The following is a 16,791-nucleotide window of genomic DNA, read 5'->3' as shown; positions in this document are numbered from 1 at the left end:
TCTCTCTTGCCGTCACCGTACGTGGGCGCGCTCGCCTTCGCGGCCGTGGTATCCGCCGGCGTCGCGAGCTACGGGTGGCGATACCGAGACGAACCGAGCGGACGCTGGTTCATCGCCCTCACCGTGAGCGCCGGCTGTTGGTCGCTTTTCGAGATGCTCTTCCTCCTCGCCGACTCGCCGGGTACCCGGTTCCTGTGGTTCGTTTTGGAGTCGGTTCCCGCGGAGTCGTCGGTGTTTTTCACCCTGCTTTTCGCCCTCGAAATCGCGGGCTACGAGCGGTGGGTCTCGCGGCGGACCGCCGCGCTTCTCGCCGTGTGGCCCGCGTTGACCATCGCGGGAGTGGCGACGAACGCCCTCGGAGTCCACGCGCTTCTGTGGGAGTCGCTGTCGTTTTCGACCGTCGGCGGAATCACCGCGACCGAAATCGCTCCCGGGCCGCTGTTCTGGGTCGACGTGGTCTACAGCTACGTCGCCATCGGGGCCGCGCTCGTCGTCCTCGGTATCCACTATCTCCGGAGCCGACAGATATACAGAAAACAGGCGCTGGTCCTGTTCGTCGCAATCCTCACACCCGCCGTCGTCGGCGCCGTCTATCTCCTGCGACCGTTTATGCCCGCTAACCCCATCGCCGTCTCGTTCGCCGCCACGTCGTCGCTCCTCGCGGTCGGCCTCTCGCGGTACCGCATCCTCGACATCAGTCCCATCGCGCGCGACCTCGTCATCGAGCGGATGGCCGACCCCGTCGTCGTCGTCGACCGAAAGGGCAGACTGGCCGACAGCAACCCGTCGGCGAGGGCGCTTTTCGACGGCTCTCCCTCGTTGCTGGGGTCCTCCGTCGCCGACGTGTTCGGAGCCGAGACCGCGTCGGCGCTCGAATCCGGCGGGGAACTGCGGGTCGTCGACGACAACGGCGAGGCGCGGCACTTCGAGGTCGACCGGTCGGCCGTGACCGACGGCCGAGACGCGGTCCGCGGCCACCTGCACATCCTCCACGACATCACCGAGCGCCGCGTCCGCGAGCGGTGGTTTCGCGCGCTCACGGAGAACGCCTCCGACCTCATCTTCGTTCTCGACGCCCACGGCTCGGTCACCTATCTGAGCGACTCGGCCGCCCAGACGCTCGGGGCCGACGAGGACCCGAGCGAGGTGCAGTCGATGAAGCGGTTTCTCCACCCCGACGACGAGGACGCCGCCGTCGAGACGTTCCGAGAGTCGCTGGAGCGCCCCGACGAGGACGCCACCGCCGAACTCCGGTTCCGCAGTTCGACCCGCGGGTGGCGCGCCTTCAGCGTCCGGTGTCGGAACCTGCTCGACGACCCCGTCGTCGGCGGCGTCGTCGTCAACGCCCACGACGTGACCGACCGACGGAAGCACGAACAACAGCTCGAAACGTTCGCCAACGTCGTCTCCCACGACCTGCGCAACCCGCTGAACGTGGCGGAGGGCTACCTCGAACTGGTGAAGGAAACCGACCGACCCGACCCGGACCACGTCGAGCGAATCGAGGCGGCCCACGAGCGCATGGGCGAAATCATCGCCGACGTGCTCGCGCTCGCCCGCGGCGGGACGGTCGACGAGCGCGAGACGGTCTCGCTCGACGCCGCCGCGGCCGAGGCGTGGGCGAACGTCGAAACCGGCACCGCCACGCTCGATATCGAAGAGAGCGCGTCGTTCGACGCGGACCGAACCCGGCTCCTCCAGCTCTTGGAGAACCTGTTTCGGAACGCCGTCGAGCACGGCTCGACGGGCAGTCGGGATTCTCCCGACGACGCCGTCGAACACGTCGGCGACGGCGTGACGGTCACGGTCGGCGCGACCCCCGACGGCTTTTTCGTCGAGGACGACGGCCCCGGCGTGCCGCCGGCGGACCGCCCGAAGCTCTTCGAGTCCGGCTTCACCACGGCCGCCGACGGCACCGGCTTCGGCCTCGCCATCGTCCAGACCATCGCCGACGCTCACGGCTGGTCGATCGGCTACGAGGACGCCACGGACGCCGGCGCGCGGTTCGTGGTTCGCGGCGTCGAAGTCGCCGCGGACTCGGCGCAGGAGGCGGGCGTGGCGTCGTCGGACGACGCCTGACTGCGGTCCCGAGCGGGTCGCCGCCGGGGTACTACTGGGGCGTCCGGGCTACCAAAATCGGTTCTCGTCGAGTCGTCGCAGCGCCTCCTCGATGGTCGCCTCGTTGCGGGAGAACGTAAAGCGGACCCAGTCGGCGGAGCCCTCGGTGTAGAAACTGCTCCCCGGGACGACCGCGACGCCGGCCTCGCGGACGAGCCTGTGGGCGAACTCGGCGTCGTCTGCGTCGCCCGGATAGCGCGTCAGCATGTAGTACGCGCCGTCCGGTTTCACGGGGTCGAGGCCGACCTCTCGAAGCCCGTCGTACAGCAGTTCGCCGCGGCGCTCGTAGGACTTCGAGAGGTCGTCGTAGTAGTCCGCCGGGAGCGACAGGGCCTCCACGCCCGCCCGCTGGAACGGCGTCGGCGCGCAGATGCTCGTGTAGTCGTGGACCTTCCGCAACTCGGCCGAAAGCGGTTCGGGCGCGAGCGCGAACCCGACGCGCCAGCCCGTCACGGAGTACGTCTTCGACAGCCCCGTGCAGACGACGGTCCGCCCGGCGAGCCCGTCGATTTCGACCGGGCTGACGTAGTCGTCCGCGTAGACGATGTGCTCGTATATCTCGTCGGTGACGACGATGAGGTCCTCCGCCTCGGCGACTTCCGCGACGAGTTCGAGTTCGGCGGGCGAAAAGACGTTCCCCGTCGGGTTGTGCGGGTGATTGAGAATCAGCACGGACGCCTCTTCGGCGGCGTCCCGTAGCGCGTCGTCGTCGAGTTCGAGGCCGTCGGTGATGTCGAGCGGCATCGGCTCGCCGCCGGCGAACTGGACGGCCGGGATGTAGCTCTCGTAGGTCGGTTCGAAGTAGATGACGCCGTCGCCGGGGTCGCAGAGCGCGAGGAGCGTCGAGACGACGGCCTCGCTCGTTCCCGTGGTGACGGTGACCTCCGTTTCGGGGTCGTAGCGGACGCCCTTCCAGTCGGCGTAGCGCTCCGACACCGCCTCGCGGAGCTCCGGCAGCCCCCACGTGATGGTGTACTGGCTCGACGTGTCGACTGCGTCTTTCGCCGCGCGCTTCACGCTCGCCGGCGTCTCGTCCTCGTCGGGAATCCCCTGCGAGAGGTTGATCGCGTCGTGTTTGTGCGCCTCGCGGGTCATCTCCCGGATGACGGACTCGCGGGTTCCCGCGACGCGCTCGCTCCCGATGCGTCGAGAAAAGGGGGACGGTGTCGGCATACGTGGGCTGGGACAGGCTGACACAAGAAGCTTGGCGGACGCTCTCGACGCCCCGGACGACGCGCGCGACGAACGTTTTAATGCGATGAGGCCGACGTACCTCCTGTATGTCGAACCGTCGTGGGCCGGACTTCGAAACGAGGATGGCCGAAGACGAGGAGATAGAACCTCCCTCGCCGTTCGTCGAGCAGGCCACCGTCACCGACGACTCGGTCTACGACGAGTTCGAGGCCGACTGGCCCGACTGCTGGGACCGAGCGGCGGCGACGCTCGACTGGTTCGACCCGTACGAGTCGGTGCTTCCGGACGACGAACCCCCGTTCGAGTGGTTCGCCGGCGGGACGCTGAACGCCTGTTACAACTGCGTGGACCGCCACGTCGAAGCCGGGGCGAAAAACCGCGTCGCCATCAAGTGGGAGAGCCACCTCGGCGAGACGCGGACGTACACGTATCAGGACCTCTACCGCGAGGTGAACGAGTTCGCGGCCGCGCTCCGCGCGCAGGGCGTCGAGGAGGACGACGTAGTCACGCTCTACATGCCGATGATTCCGGAGCTCCCCGTCGCCATGCTCGCGTGCGCCCGCATCGGCGCGCCCCACAACGTCGTCTTCGCGGGGCTGTCGGCGGACGCGCTCGCGACGCGACTGGAGAGCGCGGACTCCCGATTCCTCGTCACCTGCGACGGCTACTACCGGCGAGGGAGCGCCATCTTCCTGAAGAGCAAGGCCGACGACGCCCGCCTGAAGGCCGCTCACGACCTCGAAGAGATGGTCGTCGTCGAGCACCTCGGCGAGACCGAACACCTCGGCGCGGGACAGCACACCTACGACGAACTGGTGGCGGCTCACGCCGGCGCGGAGGTCGACCCGGTCGAACGGGCGGCCGACGACGTGCTGTTTCTCATCCACACCTCGGGAACCACGGGCGAGCCGAAGCGCGTCGAACACGTCACCGGCGGCTACCTCGCTCACGTCACGTGGACGTCGCAGGCGGTGTTGGACCTCAAGCCCGAGGACACGTATCTCTGTACGGCGAACATCGGCTGGATTAGCGGCCACTCGTACGTGGTCTACGGCCCGCTGGCGCTCGGAACGACGGCGGTGATGTACGAGGGGACGCCGAACTACCCGGAGCGAGACCGCATCTGGGACCTCATCGAGGAGAACGCCGTCGACGTGTTCTACACCGCGCCGACGGCGATTCGTTCGTTCATGAAGTGGGACACGTCGCTCCCGGCGTCGCGCGACCTGTCGAGTCTCCGGCTACTCGGAACCGTCGGCGAACCGATCGACGCGCGCGCGTGGAAATGGTACTACGAACACATCGGCAACGGGAACTGCCCCGTCGTGGACACGTGGTGGCAGACCGAGACCGGCGGGATGATGATAACGACCCTGCCGGGCGTGAAAAAGATGAAACCCGGCTCCGCCGGCCCGCCGCTCCCCGGCGTCGGCGCTCGGGTCGTCGACGGCCGCGGCGAGGAGGTTCCCGTGAACGAGGCCGGCTATCTCGTTCTCACGCGCCCGTGGCCCGGCATGCCGCTCGCCCTGCGACGCGGCCACCGCTGGGGCGAGGAGGCTGCGAAGCTCGACGTGGACGGCTGGCACTACTTCACCGGCGACGGCGCGAAAGTGGACGACGACGGCTACGTCACCGTGCTCGGCCGCGTCGACGACGTCATCAACGTCTCGGGCCACCGCCTCGGGACGATGGAGATAGAGTCGGCCGTCGTCGGCGTCGAGGGCGTCGTCGAGGCCGCCGTCGTCAGCGTCGCCGACGCCGAGACGGGCGGTATCCACGCCTACGTCACGCTGGAGACGGGCGTCTCCGGGGACGACGACCTCCGCGAGCGCATCGCCGCACACGTCCGCGAGCGCATCGGTCCGATTGCCACGCCGGACGCCGTCGTGTTCACACCGGACCTCCCGAAGACGCGCTCCGGGAAGATTATGCGACGGTTCCTCGAAAACATCACCAACGGCGAGGAGTTCGGCGACACGTCCGCGCTCCAGAACCCGGAAATCGTCGGCGAACTCGAATCCATCGTCCGAGACAGCTGACGCCCGTTTCGGGGAGCTCTGTCTATGCGAAACGCAGTTAGTATCGTTCGAGAGCGGTGCTTACCGCTAATTGCTATTTCCGTGCTGTCGGTACTGTCCTTCTTTCGGAAGATTTAGTTCGCTTATCGAGAGTATTACGAAACAGATGCGGGACGGAAACTCCGAACCGACGCCGCTGTCGGCGGGCGGGTACGAGCGACTGCGACGGTCGACCGAGACGTACCGCGAGGACCTCGTGCTTCGTCTCGGCGCGGAAGTCGGCCTCACGCCGGCCGAGATGAGTCGGTTCGAGCCCGCACACGTGACCCAGCGGCGACGCGGAGGAACGGAGCTCTACTTCCTCGCCGTCCCGACCGACGGGCGGGCGGCGTACCTGCCGAACGAGGTCGAACACGACGTTCGGAAGTACGTCACGACGACCGGCATCGACGAGACGGAGCGGGTGCTTCCGGTCACGCCGCGGCGTCTCCAGATGCTCGTGGCGTCGGTCGGAACGCGGGCCGCCGAGGAGACCGGCCGCGAGGAACTGGCGGACGTTTCGACCCGCGACCTGCGTCGGCACTTCGCCCGAACGATGCTCGCCGACGGCGTCCCTCCGAGCGTCGTCATGCGAATCGGTGGATGGGACCGCATCGAGACCCTCGCGCCGCTCCTCGACGAACCGAGCGACGACGAGGTTCTCGATGCGCTCTCGCCGGCCCCCGTCGACGGCGGCGGGCGTGCCGGGGCAGGGAACCCCGACCGACTGCATCGGGTCGTCGAGACCGCGCGAAGCGTGGGGTCGGCACTCTCGGCAGTGAACACCCGAAACGAGGTCGAACAGGCGGTCTGTGACGGACTCGTCGAGTCTGACCAGTACCGTTTCGCTTGGACCGAGTCGGGCGAAACCGACGCGCGAGCGTCGCTCACCGCCGCCGGCATCGACGAGGGGTCGCTCGAAGCGGTCCGTCGGTCGCTCGCCGGTCGAGGCACGGATTTCACCCGGCGTGCGTGCGAGGCCGGGGCCGTCCAGACGGCGCGTCTCGGCTCGTCATCGACCTCGGAGAACGGCCCGTTTGCCGTCGTTCCGCTGGGACACGGCGAAACCGCCTACGGCGCGCTCTACGTCGCCCTCGACGGCGAGGAGGTCACCGACCCCGAGGCGGACGTACTGGCGACGCTGGGTCGTCACGTCGGACAGGCAATCGCCGCCGCCGAGCGCCGGAAGCTACTGCTGGCTGATACGGTCGTCCAATTGGAGTTCGAATCCTCGGACGAGCGGGATGTGCTCGTTCGACTCTCCGCGGACCTCGGCTGTTCGATTCGACTCCGCGGCGTCGTCCCCATCGAGGAGCGGGCGTTGCTGTGTTTCCTCACCGTCCGGGAGGCGGCGACGGACGCGGTGTTCGACGAGTTGCAGTCGTCGGCCGACGTCGAGCACATCCGCCTGATACGGGACCGAGGGACGGAGTCGCTCCTCGAAGTCGCGCTCTCCGCGGGGTCGACGATTACGGCGCTCACCTCCTACGACGGCACCGTCTCGCGGTTCGTCGCGGAGGACGGCGTCGCCCGTTTCGTCGGCGAGTTCTCGAACGAAACGCCGCTGCGAGACGTGCTGTCCGACCTAACCGACGCCTATCCCGCCACCGAACTCGTCGCGAAACAGGAGGTCGAACGGCCCGCGCGGAACACCGCCGACTTCCGGGCGTCGCTCGTGGCGCGACTCACCGACAAGCAACAGTCCGTCCTGCGAGCGGCCTATCTCGCCGGGTATTTCGAGTGGCCTCGCGGCAGTACCGCCGAAGACCTCGCCGATTCGATAGATATCTCGTCGCCGACGCTCCACCAACATCTTCGAACCGCACAGCAGAAACTCATGACCGCGTTCTTCGACGACGACACCGACGAGGAGGCTTCGACCCTAGACCCTTAGGCGTGCGACGCCTTGGCACACAATCGTTCATTATTGAATGATAGTTTACTAAAGAATATCTATAGTAATTCAGACCGACCATATCCGGCTCTGAAGCCTGTGAACGCTCCTAAATACTATCGTGTATAATAGTGCTGTTAATTTTCGATAATTAGTTACCCTACTTATGCCCCTTGTCGAGACTCGTTAGCACGTACTATGGCACAGGGTGACGCTGAACTGGAGGCACGGCTGGCAGAACAAGACGAGTTCGAACCCTCCGAGGAGTTCGTCGCGCAAGCGAACGTCTCGGACCCCGACATCTACGAGGAGTTCGAGGAGAACTGGCCGGACTGCTGGGAGCGGGCGGCCGAGATGCTCGACTGGGACGAAGCGTACGACGAGGTGTTGGACGACTCGAACCCGCCGTTCTACGAGTGGTTCACCGGCGGCGAACTGAACGCCTGTTACAACTGCGTAGACCGCCACGTCGAAAACGGCGACAAGAACCGCGTCGCCATCAAGTGGGAGGGTGAACACGGCGAGACGCGGACGTACACGTATCAGGACCTCTACCGCGAGGTCAACGAGTTCGCGGCCGCGCTCCGCGCGCAGGGCGTCGAGGAGGACGACGTGGTGACGCTCTACATGCCGATGATTCCTGAGCTCCCCGTCGCCATGCTCGCGTGCGCCCGCATCGGCGCGCCCCACAACGTCGTCTTCGCAGGCTTCTCGGCCGACGCGCTGGCGACGCGGATGAACGCCGCTGACTCCCGGTTCCTCGTCACCTGCGACGGTTACTACCGCCGCGGCGACCCGCTCGACCACCTCGACAAGGCGAACGAAGGCCTCGACGGCGTCGACCACGGCGTCGACGCGACGGTCGTCGTCGACCGCCTCGGCGACGACGGCTTCGGCCACGACCTGAAGGGCAACCAGCACGACTGGGACGACCTCCTCGACGAACAGAGCGGCGAGCGAGTCGCGCCGGTCGAACGCGACGCCGAGGACATGCTGTTCCTCATGTACACGTCGGGAACGACGGGCCAGCCGAAGGGAGTCAAACACACCACCGGCGGCTATCTCTCCTACGCGACGTGGACTTCGCACGCCGTCCTCGACATCGAGAGGGAAGACACCTACTGGTGTTCGGCCGACATCGGCTGGATTACGGGCCACTCCTACATCGTCTACGGGCCGCTCGCACTCGGTTCGACGACGGTGATGTACGAGGGGACGCCCGACTTCCCCAACCGCGACCGAATGTGGGAGCTCGTCGAGAAGTACGCGGTCGACGTCTTCTACACCGCGCCGACGGCGATTCGCGCGTTCATGAAGTGGGGCAGCAAGTTCCCCGAGTCGCGGGACCTGTCGAGCCTCCGCCTGCTCGGGACGGTCGGCGAGCCCATCAATCCGCGGGCGTGGAAGTGGTACTACGAACACATCGGCAACGAGGAGTGTCCGGTCGTGGACACGTGGTGGCAGACCGAGACCGGCGGGATGATGGTGACGACCTTACCGGGCGTCAAGAACATGAAGCCCGGCTCCGCCGGCCCGCCGCTGCCGGGTATCGACGCCCAAATCGTCGACACCGACGGCGACGAAGTCGAACCCGGCCGGGCGGGCTACCTCACGGTGAACAAGCCGTGGCCGGGGATGCTCCGGACGCTCTACGACAACGACGAGCGCTACGTCTCCGAATACTGGGCGGAGTACTCCGACACCGACAGCGACGACCCCGACGACTGGGTCTACTTCCCCGAGGACGGCGCGAAAGTGGACGACGACGGCTACGTCACCGTGCTCGGTCGCGTCGACGACGTTCTCAACGTCTCGGGCCACCGCCTCGGGACGATGGAGATAGAGTCGGCCATCGTCGGCGTCGAAGGCGTGGCTGAGGCCGCCGTCGTCGGCGGCGACCACGAGGTGAAAGGCGAGGCCGTCTACGCCTACGTCATCACCGAAGACGGGTACGAGGAGGGCCCAGACCTTCGCGCGCGTATCATCGAGGGCGTCGAGGACGCTATCGGCCCCATCGCCAGACCCGAACAGGTCGTGTTCACGCCCGAACTGCCGAAGACCCGCTCGGGCAAAATCATGCGCCGCCTGCTCGAAGACGTGGCGAACGGCGCGGAACTGGGCGACACCTCGACGCTCCGAAATCCCGAGGTCGTCGAGGAAATCGCGGCGAAGGTCCGCACTCAGGCCGACTGAACGGCCGCAATCGACCGAGCGAATCGAGAGCAACTGCGAGACGCCGAACCTATGTCAAGCGAAACCACCGAGTCAGATATTGACTCACACGCCACGAACGCCGACCGGAGCACAGCTTCCGACCACGACGAGATAGATTACCTGTCGCGGGAGGTGAACCTGTTGAAACCGAGCACCCCGTTCATGCGAGACCACCTGAAAGTAATCTGGGTCGGTTTCATCGCGTGGGCGCTCCTCACGTTCGGCCCGCCGGTGCTCACCTACTTCGCACCGGCGACGATGACCGCGCAGCTTCCGGTCGTCGGCTTCCCGGCGCACTACTTCCTCGTCGCCGTGTTGTCGCCGACGAGTTCGCTCGTCCTCGCGTTCGTCTACTCGCGCAAGCGCGACCAACTCGACAAGCGCTACGGCATCGACCACACGGCGTCGACGTCGCGCTCGAAGAGTGAGAGCGAGGCCGCCGTCGCCGACGGGGGGAGCGTCGAATGACGCCGAGCGTGTTCCTCCAGTCGGGCGACCTGCTCCCCGAGGCGCTCAACATCTCGTTCAAACTCGTGCCGGCCGTCATGGTCGTCGGGATGTTGGCCCTGTTTCTCGCCATCGGCTACGTGTTCAAAGTCGCCGACACCGAGGGGATGTGGGTCGCCGGCCGGTCCATCGGAAACATCGAGAACGGAATGGCAATCGGCGCGAACTGGATGTCGGCGGCTTCGTACCTCGGACTGGCGGGGCTCGTCGCTCTCGCGGGCTTCTACGGGCTCGCGTTCATCATCGGCTGGACCGCCGGCTACTTCGTCCTCCTCATCTTCCTGGCCGCGCAGATGCGTCGGTTCGGGAAGTACACGGCCCCCGACTTCGTCGGCGACCGGTTCAACTCCGACACGGCGCGGGCGATCGGCGCGCTGACGACCATCCTCATCGGGTTCGTCTACTCGGTCGGACAGGCCCGCGGGATGGGCCTCGTCGGACTGTACGTCTTCGGGACCGACTACGTCACGATGGTCGTCGTCATGATGGCGATTACGGTCGGCTACCTGACCATCTCCGGCATGATGGGCGCGACCAAGAACATGGCCGTCCAGTACGTCATCCTCATCGTCGCGTTCCTGACGGCCGTCTACGTCGTCGGGTTCACCGGCGGCTACTCGACCGTCCTCCCGCAGATCGAGTACGGCCGACTCATCGGCGAACTGTCCGCGGAGTTCTCCGAACCGTTCGCCAACGCGGGGTTCTACCTCTGGATTGCCACGGCGTTCTCGCTCATCTTCGGGACGTGCGGCCTCCCGCACGTGTTGGTGCGGTTCTACACGGTCGAAAACGAGAAGACGGCGCGGCAGTCGACCGTCTGGGGGCTGTTTTTCATCCTGCTCCTGTACTGGAGCGCCCCGGCGCTGGCGGCGTTCGGCGTCGACCTCTACGACGCCTCCCAGTACGGCCCGACGTTCGCGGCCAACGGCGGCATGAGCGGCGGCGAGGGCGACCTCATCGTGGTGCTCGCGGCACAGCTTTCGAACCTGCCGACGTGGTTCGTCGGCCTCGTGGCCGCCGGCGGCATCGCCGCCGCCATCGCGACGACGGCGGGGCTGTTCATCACCGCCTCGTCCGCCGTCTCCCACGACATCTACACGAACATCATCAACCCCGACGCGACCCAGCGCCAGCAGGTGTTCGTCGGTCGGGCGACCATTGTCGCGCTCGGTATCATCGTGACGGTGACCGCGTTCGACCCGCCGGCGCTCGTCGGCGAACTGGTCGCGCTCGCGTTCTCGCTCGCGGCCATCGTGCTGTTCCCGATGTTCTTCCTCGGTCTCTGGTGGGAGAACACCAACCGTCAGGGCGCGCTCGCGGGCATGAGCGTCGGCCTCACGCTCTGGGTCGCCGCGGTGGTCAACGACCTCATCTTCCACTTCAGCGACGCCTTCGCCGAGTTCGTGCCGGCCATCGGCGCGGCGCTCGTCGGCACGCCGCTGGTGTTCGTCGTCACCATCGCCGTCTCGATGGCGACTGACGAGCCGCCCGAGCGAATCAAGAAGATGGTCCGGCAGTGTCACAGCCCGGAACCGATGGGCCAGCAACAGTCCGCAGAAGACGTCGTCATGAGCGCCGACGGGGGCCAGTCCCCCGCGGACGATTAACCAATGTACGAACACATCCTCGTTCCGACTGACGGAAGCGACGCGGCGGAGTACGCCGTCGAACAGGCGGTCGACCTCGCCTCGAAGTACGGCGCGACGGTCCACGCGCTGTACGTCGTCGACGTCGACGCCACCAGCTACTCGCTGGGGACAGAGCAGGTCGACCGCATCCGACAGGGTCGCCTCGACGACATGCCCGAAGTGAAGGAGGCGGCCGACAAGGCGACGGGCTACGTCGCCGACGCCGCCGCCGAACACGGACTGGCCGTCCGCGAACACGTCGTCCCGGGCGAACCGGCGCGAGCCATCAGGAAGTTCGTCGAGGACAACGACATCGACCTCGTCGTGATGGGCTCGCACGGCCGGTCCGGTCTCTCCCGGGTCGTCCTCGGGAGCGTGACCGAACGCGTCCTGCGGCGGACCCGACTTCCGGTGCTCGTCGTCGACGTCCACGAAAAGAAAGCGGAAGCGGAAGCAGAAGCCGAAGCGGAACCGTAACCCATGCACGACACGACCCGCGCGAGGACGAACGCGCCGTCCGCGGCTCCCGACGGGGTGACCCGCCGATGAGCCTCGCGGAGACGATTCGCACCCACGTGCGCGAGCACCGCTCGGGCATGCTGACCGACCTGCTGTTCGCCCTGGCGTGGGTGACGGTCGTTTCGCTCCTGTTCGACGTCGTCGACGGGCCGCAGTGGGCGTTCTACCTCTGTCTGGGTGCGGGCGTCGTCGCGTACTTCGGCTTCTTCGCCTCGGTCGAAGCCGCGCGAGAACAGCGCTGACGCCGGGGTCATTCCCGGACGAGTCACTCCCGGACTATTTTCTCGTCCTGACTCGGGGCGGTTGCGGAGTCGCGCCCGCCGACGCGCTCACTCGCTCGTCGCCGGCGACGGCGGGTCATATGTCGTCAGCGCCGCGCCGACCCTCGCTCCCGCTTCGCCGAGGAGCGCCGACAGGCCGAATCCGAGCAGGCCGACGGTGGCGACCCCGCCGAGCATCATCAGCCACCCCCCGACGACGAACCACGTCGGGCCGGACAGCGCGGTGGCGGCTCCGAACACGGTGGCCAGTATCCAGAGGACGGGGAGGCCGCCGACGAGTCCCGTCCGGACACCGACGCCGGTCGCCGTTCCGTGCCGTCGCTTCGCCAGCGCACCGACGACGAGTCCGGCGAAGAACACGGCGCTCAGCGACATCGCCGACCGCCCGTCCAGATAGCTCCACGAGACGAACGCCGCCGCGACGAGTCCGCCGGCGAGGCTGTACCGCCGTCGCCACGGGAGTTCGGACGGCGCGCGAAATCTGGTCATACTCCCATTCGTGTCTCTCAACTAATAATTCTGTTCACGAATCGCCGAAAAATCGGGTCGCTTCGGGGCTACTCGTCGCGCTCTCGCCGCCGGTAGGCGATGCCCAGCCCGGCGGCGAGTAGCACGGCGACGACGGCGAGCGTCCATCCGGTGGCGTTGCCGCCGTCGTCGCCGCCGGTCTCATCGCCGTCGGTCTCACCGCTGACGGCCTCGCCGCCGGTAGCCTCGGCGGTCGAGTCGTCGACCGACGCCGCCGTCTCGGTCTCGCCTGCGTCCTCGACGGTGACGCTGCCGACGACCCGGTCGCCGACCGCGAGTTCGTACGTTCCGGCCTCGTCGAACGCGTAGCTGAGCGTGGCCGTCCCGTTCTCGAACGCGCCGAGTTCCACGGTCTGGCCGGCGACGCGCTCGCCGTCGACCAGTAAGTCGAGTTCGTGGGAGCCTCCCGCGCCGCCGAGGTTCGACACGTCGACCGAGAGTTCGACTTCCTCTCCGACCGACACGCTCGTCTCTGTGACCTCCGCGGCGGTCGTCTCGAAGACGGGGACGGTCGAGCCGATGGTGAACCGCGACAGGCCGGGCGAGGTCGCCTCGAAGACGTAGCGCGACTCGGACTCCTCGACGAGGCTCGCGTCGAGCCTGCGCCACTGCGTCTGTTCGTCGCGGTAGAGCGCGACCGACTCCGGGCCGACGCCCGTCGTCTCGAAGTAGTCCTTCCGAACGCTGAACGTGAACGTCACGTCGTCGATGTCGTCGTCCTGTATCGAGTGGTCGACGACGACGTAGCCCGCCGAGGTCGCGCCCGTCTCGCGCCGGAAGCGCTCGCTCGTGGCCTCGTCCTCGGACGCCTCGTACGTCGTGACGCTCAGCGTGAAGTCGTCCTCGCTTCTCACGTTCATCGAGAGCTGTGCGACCGAGATGTTCTCGGCGGCGGTCGACGCCGATTCGTCGGCGCTCGCGGCGTCCCCAGCGCCCCCGGCGGACTCGTTGGTCTCGCTCCCGCCGGCCTCGGCGTCGGTCGCGGGGGGTTCGAGCGGGATGACGACGGGGCGGGTCGTGTCGACGTTCGTCACCGACACGTCCGACCGCTTCGTCGTCCCTTCGCTCGCCGTGTCGACGACGACGTCCGCGTCGTCGTCCGTCTCTTCGGTCGTCTCCGCGGTTCCCCCCGACGAGGAGGAGGATGACGACGACGACGACGACGACGATTCTTCGTTCACGGTGACGGTCATCGTGTCCGAATCGACGTTGCCGGCGGCGTCAGTCACGTTCAGGGTGACGGTGTAGGTGCCGGTCGAGCCGTAGCTGTGGGTCTCGGTGGCGTTCGTCGAGTTCGCGCCGTCGCCGAAGTCCCACTCGTAGCTGTTGAGGACACCGTTGTCGGTCGACCCGCTGGCATCGAACTTGACCGCGTCGCCCTCCGTGACCGACACGTTGTCGCCGGCGTCGGCGGTGGGCGCGGTCGCGTCGGCGACCGTCACGACCAGCGTGTCGGCGTCGGCGTTACCGCCGGTGTCGGTCACGTTCAGCGTGACGTTGTAGGTACCGGGGTCGGCGAACGTGTGACTCGGGGTCGCTCCGGTCGCGTTCGCGGAGCCGTCGTCGAAGTCCCACTCGTAGCTGTCGATGACGCCGTTGTCGGTCGAGGCGGAGCCGTCGAAGTCGACGGCGGTGTCCTCGTCGACGGTCTGGTTCGCGCCCGCGTCTGCGGTGGGTGCGGTCGTGTCGTTGACGGTCACGACCAGCGTGTCGGTTCCCTCGTTCCCCGCCGCGTCGCTGGCGGTGAACGTCGCCGTGTAGGTGCCGGGGTCTGCGAAGGTGTGAGTGGCGTTTTTGCCGGTCACGTTCGCGGAGCCGTCGCCGAAGTCCCACGAGGTGCTCGTGACGCCGACGGCGTCGGTCGCCGTCGCGTTGAAGTCGAGCGCCACGTCCTCGTCAACGGTGGCGTTCGCCCCCGCGTCGACGGCGGGCGCGACCGTGTCGATAGTGACGCTGTCGGACTCGCTTGCGGCCCCATCCTGCCCGTCGGCGTTCTCCGCGGTGTCGACCGTGACGGTGTAGGTGCCGTCGCTTCCGGTCTCGTACGGCGACGCGAGCGTGTACGTGTACGGCTCGCTCCCCGATTCCGTGAAGTCGGCCTCGGTGAACGCCGTCGAACTCGGGCCGGCGACCGAGACGGAGATGTTCGTCAGAGCCTGCGACGAGTCGAACGACACGGAAAGGTTCTGTCCCGTGGGATTGGTCGCGTTGACCGCCGAGACGGTCGGTGCCGGCTCCGCGAGCGCGTGGAACTGACTGCCGCTGCCGTAGTAGAGATAGCCGTTCCACGCGAGCGGCGTCGCGTAGAGGCTGCTCGCTGGCGAGTTGTACGACCACAGTTCCGTCCCGTCGGTCGCGTTGAACGCGCGAACGGTCGAGTCACCGAAATCCGTGATGTAGAGCACGTCGCCCGCGACGACCGGCGCGCCGCGGAAGTCGCTCCCCGACGCGTTCCAGAGTCTGCTTCCGTCGGCGGCGTCGAGCGCGACGAGTTCGCCGCCGCGGCTCCCGGCGTAGACGACGCCGTCGGCGTACACCTGACTCGAATCCACGTCGCCCGTCATCGAGTAGTTCCAGCGCTTGGTGCCGTCGGTCGCGTTGATGGCGTACACGCTTCCGTTCCCGCTTGTTTCGCCCATCGTGCTGTCGCTCCCGACGAACACCGTGTCGTTCGCGACCGTCGGGTCCGACTGGCTCTCGTCGCGGAGCGTGTAGTTCCAGAGTTTCGCCCCGGTGGTGGCGTTCAGCGCGGTCAGGTTATCGTCGTCGGCCGAGACGTAGACGACGCCGTCGACGACCGCGGGGTTCGACTCCACCAGCACCGGCTGGTACATCGTGTAGTACCAGAGCTCTTCGCCGGTGTCGGCGTCGACCGCGGTCAGGTTCCCGTCGTTGCTCCCGAAGTAGACGACGCCGTCGACGACCGCGGGGGCCGACCGGACGTTCGTCTGCGTCTCGTAACTCCAGATTTCGGTGCCGTCGGTCGCGTTTATCGCGTGTAGCTTGTAGTCGTTGCTTCCGAGGTAGAGGACGCCGTTGGCGTAGGCGGGCGTGGTCCACGTCGAACCCCAAGTCCCTCCGGGCGTCGCGTTCCACTTCACCTCTCCCGTTTCGGGATCTAACGCGTAGAGTTCGCCGCCGTCGTGGAAGGCGGTGTAGAGCGTGTCGCCCACGATGGTCGGTTGCATCACCTGCGGGGCGGTGTCGGAGACGTTCCAGACTTCCACGGGTTCGGTGAGCGGCCCCTCCTGGTTCGGGTAGTTCCCGAGGTTGCCCGGCCCGCCGTGGAACTTCGCGTTGGCCGCCTCGACGGTCACGGTCTGTGCGGCGAGCCCCCCGGCGGCGACGTCGTAGGTCCCCGCCCCCCAGAGCGTCTCCGTGAACGTGAGCTGTCGGCTTTCGCTCGCGTTGAGTGTCCCGGTTTGGTACGCCACGACCTCGCCGTCGACGGTGAGGGTCGTGTTGTACGGTTGCTGTGACGCCCCGGTGTTTTCGACGGTGACGTTCACGGTGACGGCGCTTCCCTCGTAGAGCGTCGTCGGCGTCACCGAGAGGTTCGAATGCGTGATATCCGCGCCGTTCGTGACCGCCGCCGCACCGACGGGTACCCACGCGACGAGCGAAATCACCGTCACCAGCGTCAGCACGAGTGTGCTCACCTGCTGTCGCGTTATCCCGACCCCCCTCGTCATCAGCTGTTCGCCTCCCCGTCCGCCCTGCCGTGGCCCCTGAGTCCCTTAAATACCATATTACTGCCAAATACGGATTCACGTCCGATAATTGGTCGATACAGACTAACGGGGATATTGTATAACGATGCCGAATAAAATCGTGCTTTTGAATATAAATAT

Annotated in this window: 11 protein-coding genes; 8 read left to right on the top strand and 3 right to left on the bottom strand. The window is 66.9% G+C overall.

Features of this window, described 5'->3' with window-relative positions:
* The first annotated feature begins 21 nt into the window (after positions 1-21).
* Positions 22-2,079: a sensor histidine kinase gene (locus BN996_RS17065; protein ID WP_089781059.1), complete on the top strand. Its 2,058-nt coding sequence runs from the start codon at positions 22-24 to the stop codon at positions 2,077-2,079.
* A gap of 48 nt (positions 2,080-2,127) precedes the next feature.
* Here BN996_RS17065 and BN996_RS17060 read toward each other — a convergent pair whose 3' ends face one another.
* Complete coding sequence (locus BN996_RS17060) at positions 2,128-3,291, bottom strand: pyridoxal phosphate-dependent aminotransferase (protein ID WP_089781057.1); 1,164 nt, start codon at positions 3,289-3,291, stop codon at positions 2,128-2,130.
* 143 nt (positions 3,292-3,434) lie between these two features.
* On the opposite strand from BN996_RS17060, the gene acs (BN996_RS17055) reads away from it, so the two are divergent.
* The 7 genes from acs (BN996_RS17055) to BN996_RS17025 all read left to right on the top strand — a co-directional run bounded on the left by acs (BN996_RS17055) (position 3,435) and on the right by BN996_RS17025 (position 12,373).
* Positions 3,435-5,351 carry an acetate--CoA ligase gene (gene acs / locus BN996_RS17055; protein ID WP_089781285.1) on the top strand — a complete coding sequence of 639 codons (1,917 nt, stop codon included), beginning with the start codon at positions 3,435-3,437 and terminating at the stop codon, positions 5,349-5,351.
* A gap of 145 nt (positions 5,352-5,496) precedes the next feature.
* Positions 5,497-7,263 carry a bacterio-opsin activator domain-containing protein gene (locus BN996_RS17050; protein ID WP_089781056.1) on the top strand — a complete coding sequence of 589 codons (1,767 nt, stop codon included), beginning with the start codon at positions 5,497-5,499 and terminating at the stop codon, positions 7,261-7,263.
* A 198-nt stretch (positions 7,264-7,461) separates the two neighbouring features.
* Positions 7,462-9,456: an acetate--CoA ligase gene (gene acs, locus BN996_RS17045; RefSeq protein ID WP_089781054.1), complete on the top strand. Its 1,995-nt coding sequence runs from the start codon at positions 7,462-7,464 to the stop codon at positions 9,454-9,456.
* 51 nt (positions 9,457-9,507) lie between these two features.
* Positions 9,508-9,945 carry a DUF4212 domain-containing protein gene (locus BN996_RS17040; RefSeq protein ID WP_089781052.1) on the top strand — a complete coding sequence of 146 codons (438 nt, stop codon included), beginning with the start codon at positions 9,508-9,510 and terminating at the stop codon, positions 9,943-9,945.
* A complete protein-coding gene (locus BN996_RS17035) occupies positions 9,942-11,591 on the top strand; it encodes a VC_2705 family sodium/solute symporter (protein WP_089781050.1) in 1,650 nt (549 codons plus the stop codon). The genes BN996_RS17040 and BN996_RS17035 overlap by 4 nt, the downstream gene beginning before the upstream one ends.
* Before the next feature lie 3 nt (positions 11,592-11,594).
* The gene (locus BN996_RS17030; protein ID WP_089781048.1) at positions 11,595-12,089 is read left to right on the top strand and encodes a universal stress protein; all 495 of its coding nucleotides are present in this window, start codon (positions 11,595-11,597) and stop codon (positions 12,087-12,089) included.
* 68 nt (positions 12,090-12,157) lie between these two features.
* On the top strand, positions 12,158-12,373 hold the full coding sequence (locus BN996_RS17025) for a DUF8119 family protein (protein ID WP_042661938.1): 216 nt from the start codon (positions 12,158-12,160) through the stop codon (positions 12,371-12,373).
* A gap of 87 nt (positions 12,374-12,460) precedes the next feature.
* Here the strand turns inward: BN996_RS17025 and BN996_RS17020 are convergent, their stop codons facing one another.
* Both BN996_RS17020 and BN996_RS17015 read right to left on the bottom strand, forming a co-directional pair.
* Positions 12,461-12,901 (bottom strand): DUF5518 domain-containing protein, encoded by a 441-nt coding sequence (locus BN996_RS17020; protein WP_042661939.1) that lies wholly within the window; start codon positions 12,899-12,901, stop codon positions 12,461-12,463.
* Between the two features lie 68 nt (positions 12,902-12,969).
* Positions 12,970-16,632 carry a PKD domain-containing protein gene (locus tag BN996_RS17015; protein ID WP_089781046.1) on the bottom strand — a complete coding sequence of 1,221 codons (3,663 nt, stop codon included), beginning with the start codon at positions 16,630-16,632 and terminating at the stop codon, positions 12,970-12,972.
* Between the last annotated feature and the right edge of the window lie 159 nt (positions 16,633-16,791).

The sequence above is a fragment of the Haloferax massiliensis genome (genome assembly GCF_001368915.1).
GTDB classification, from domain to species: domain Archaea; phylum Halobacteriota; class Halobacteria; order Halobacteriales; family Haloferacaceae; genus Haloferax; species Haloferax massiliensis.
The sequence above is the reverse complement of the archived record's forward strand: the minus strand, read 5'-3'. Positions and strand labels throughout refer to the sequence as shown.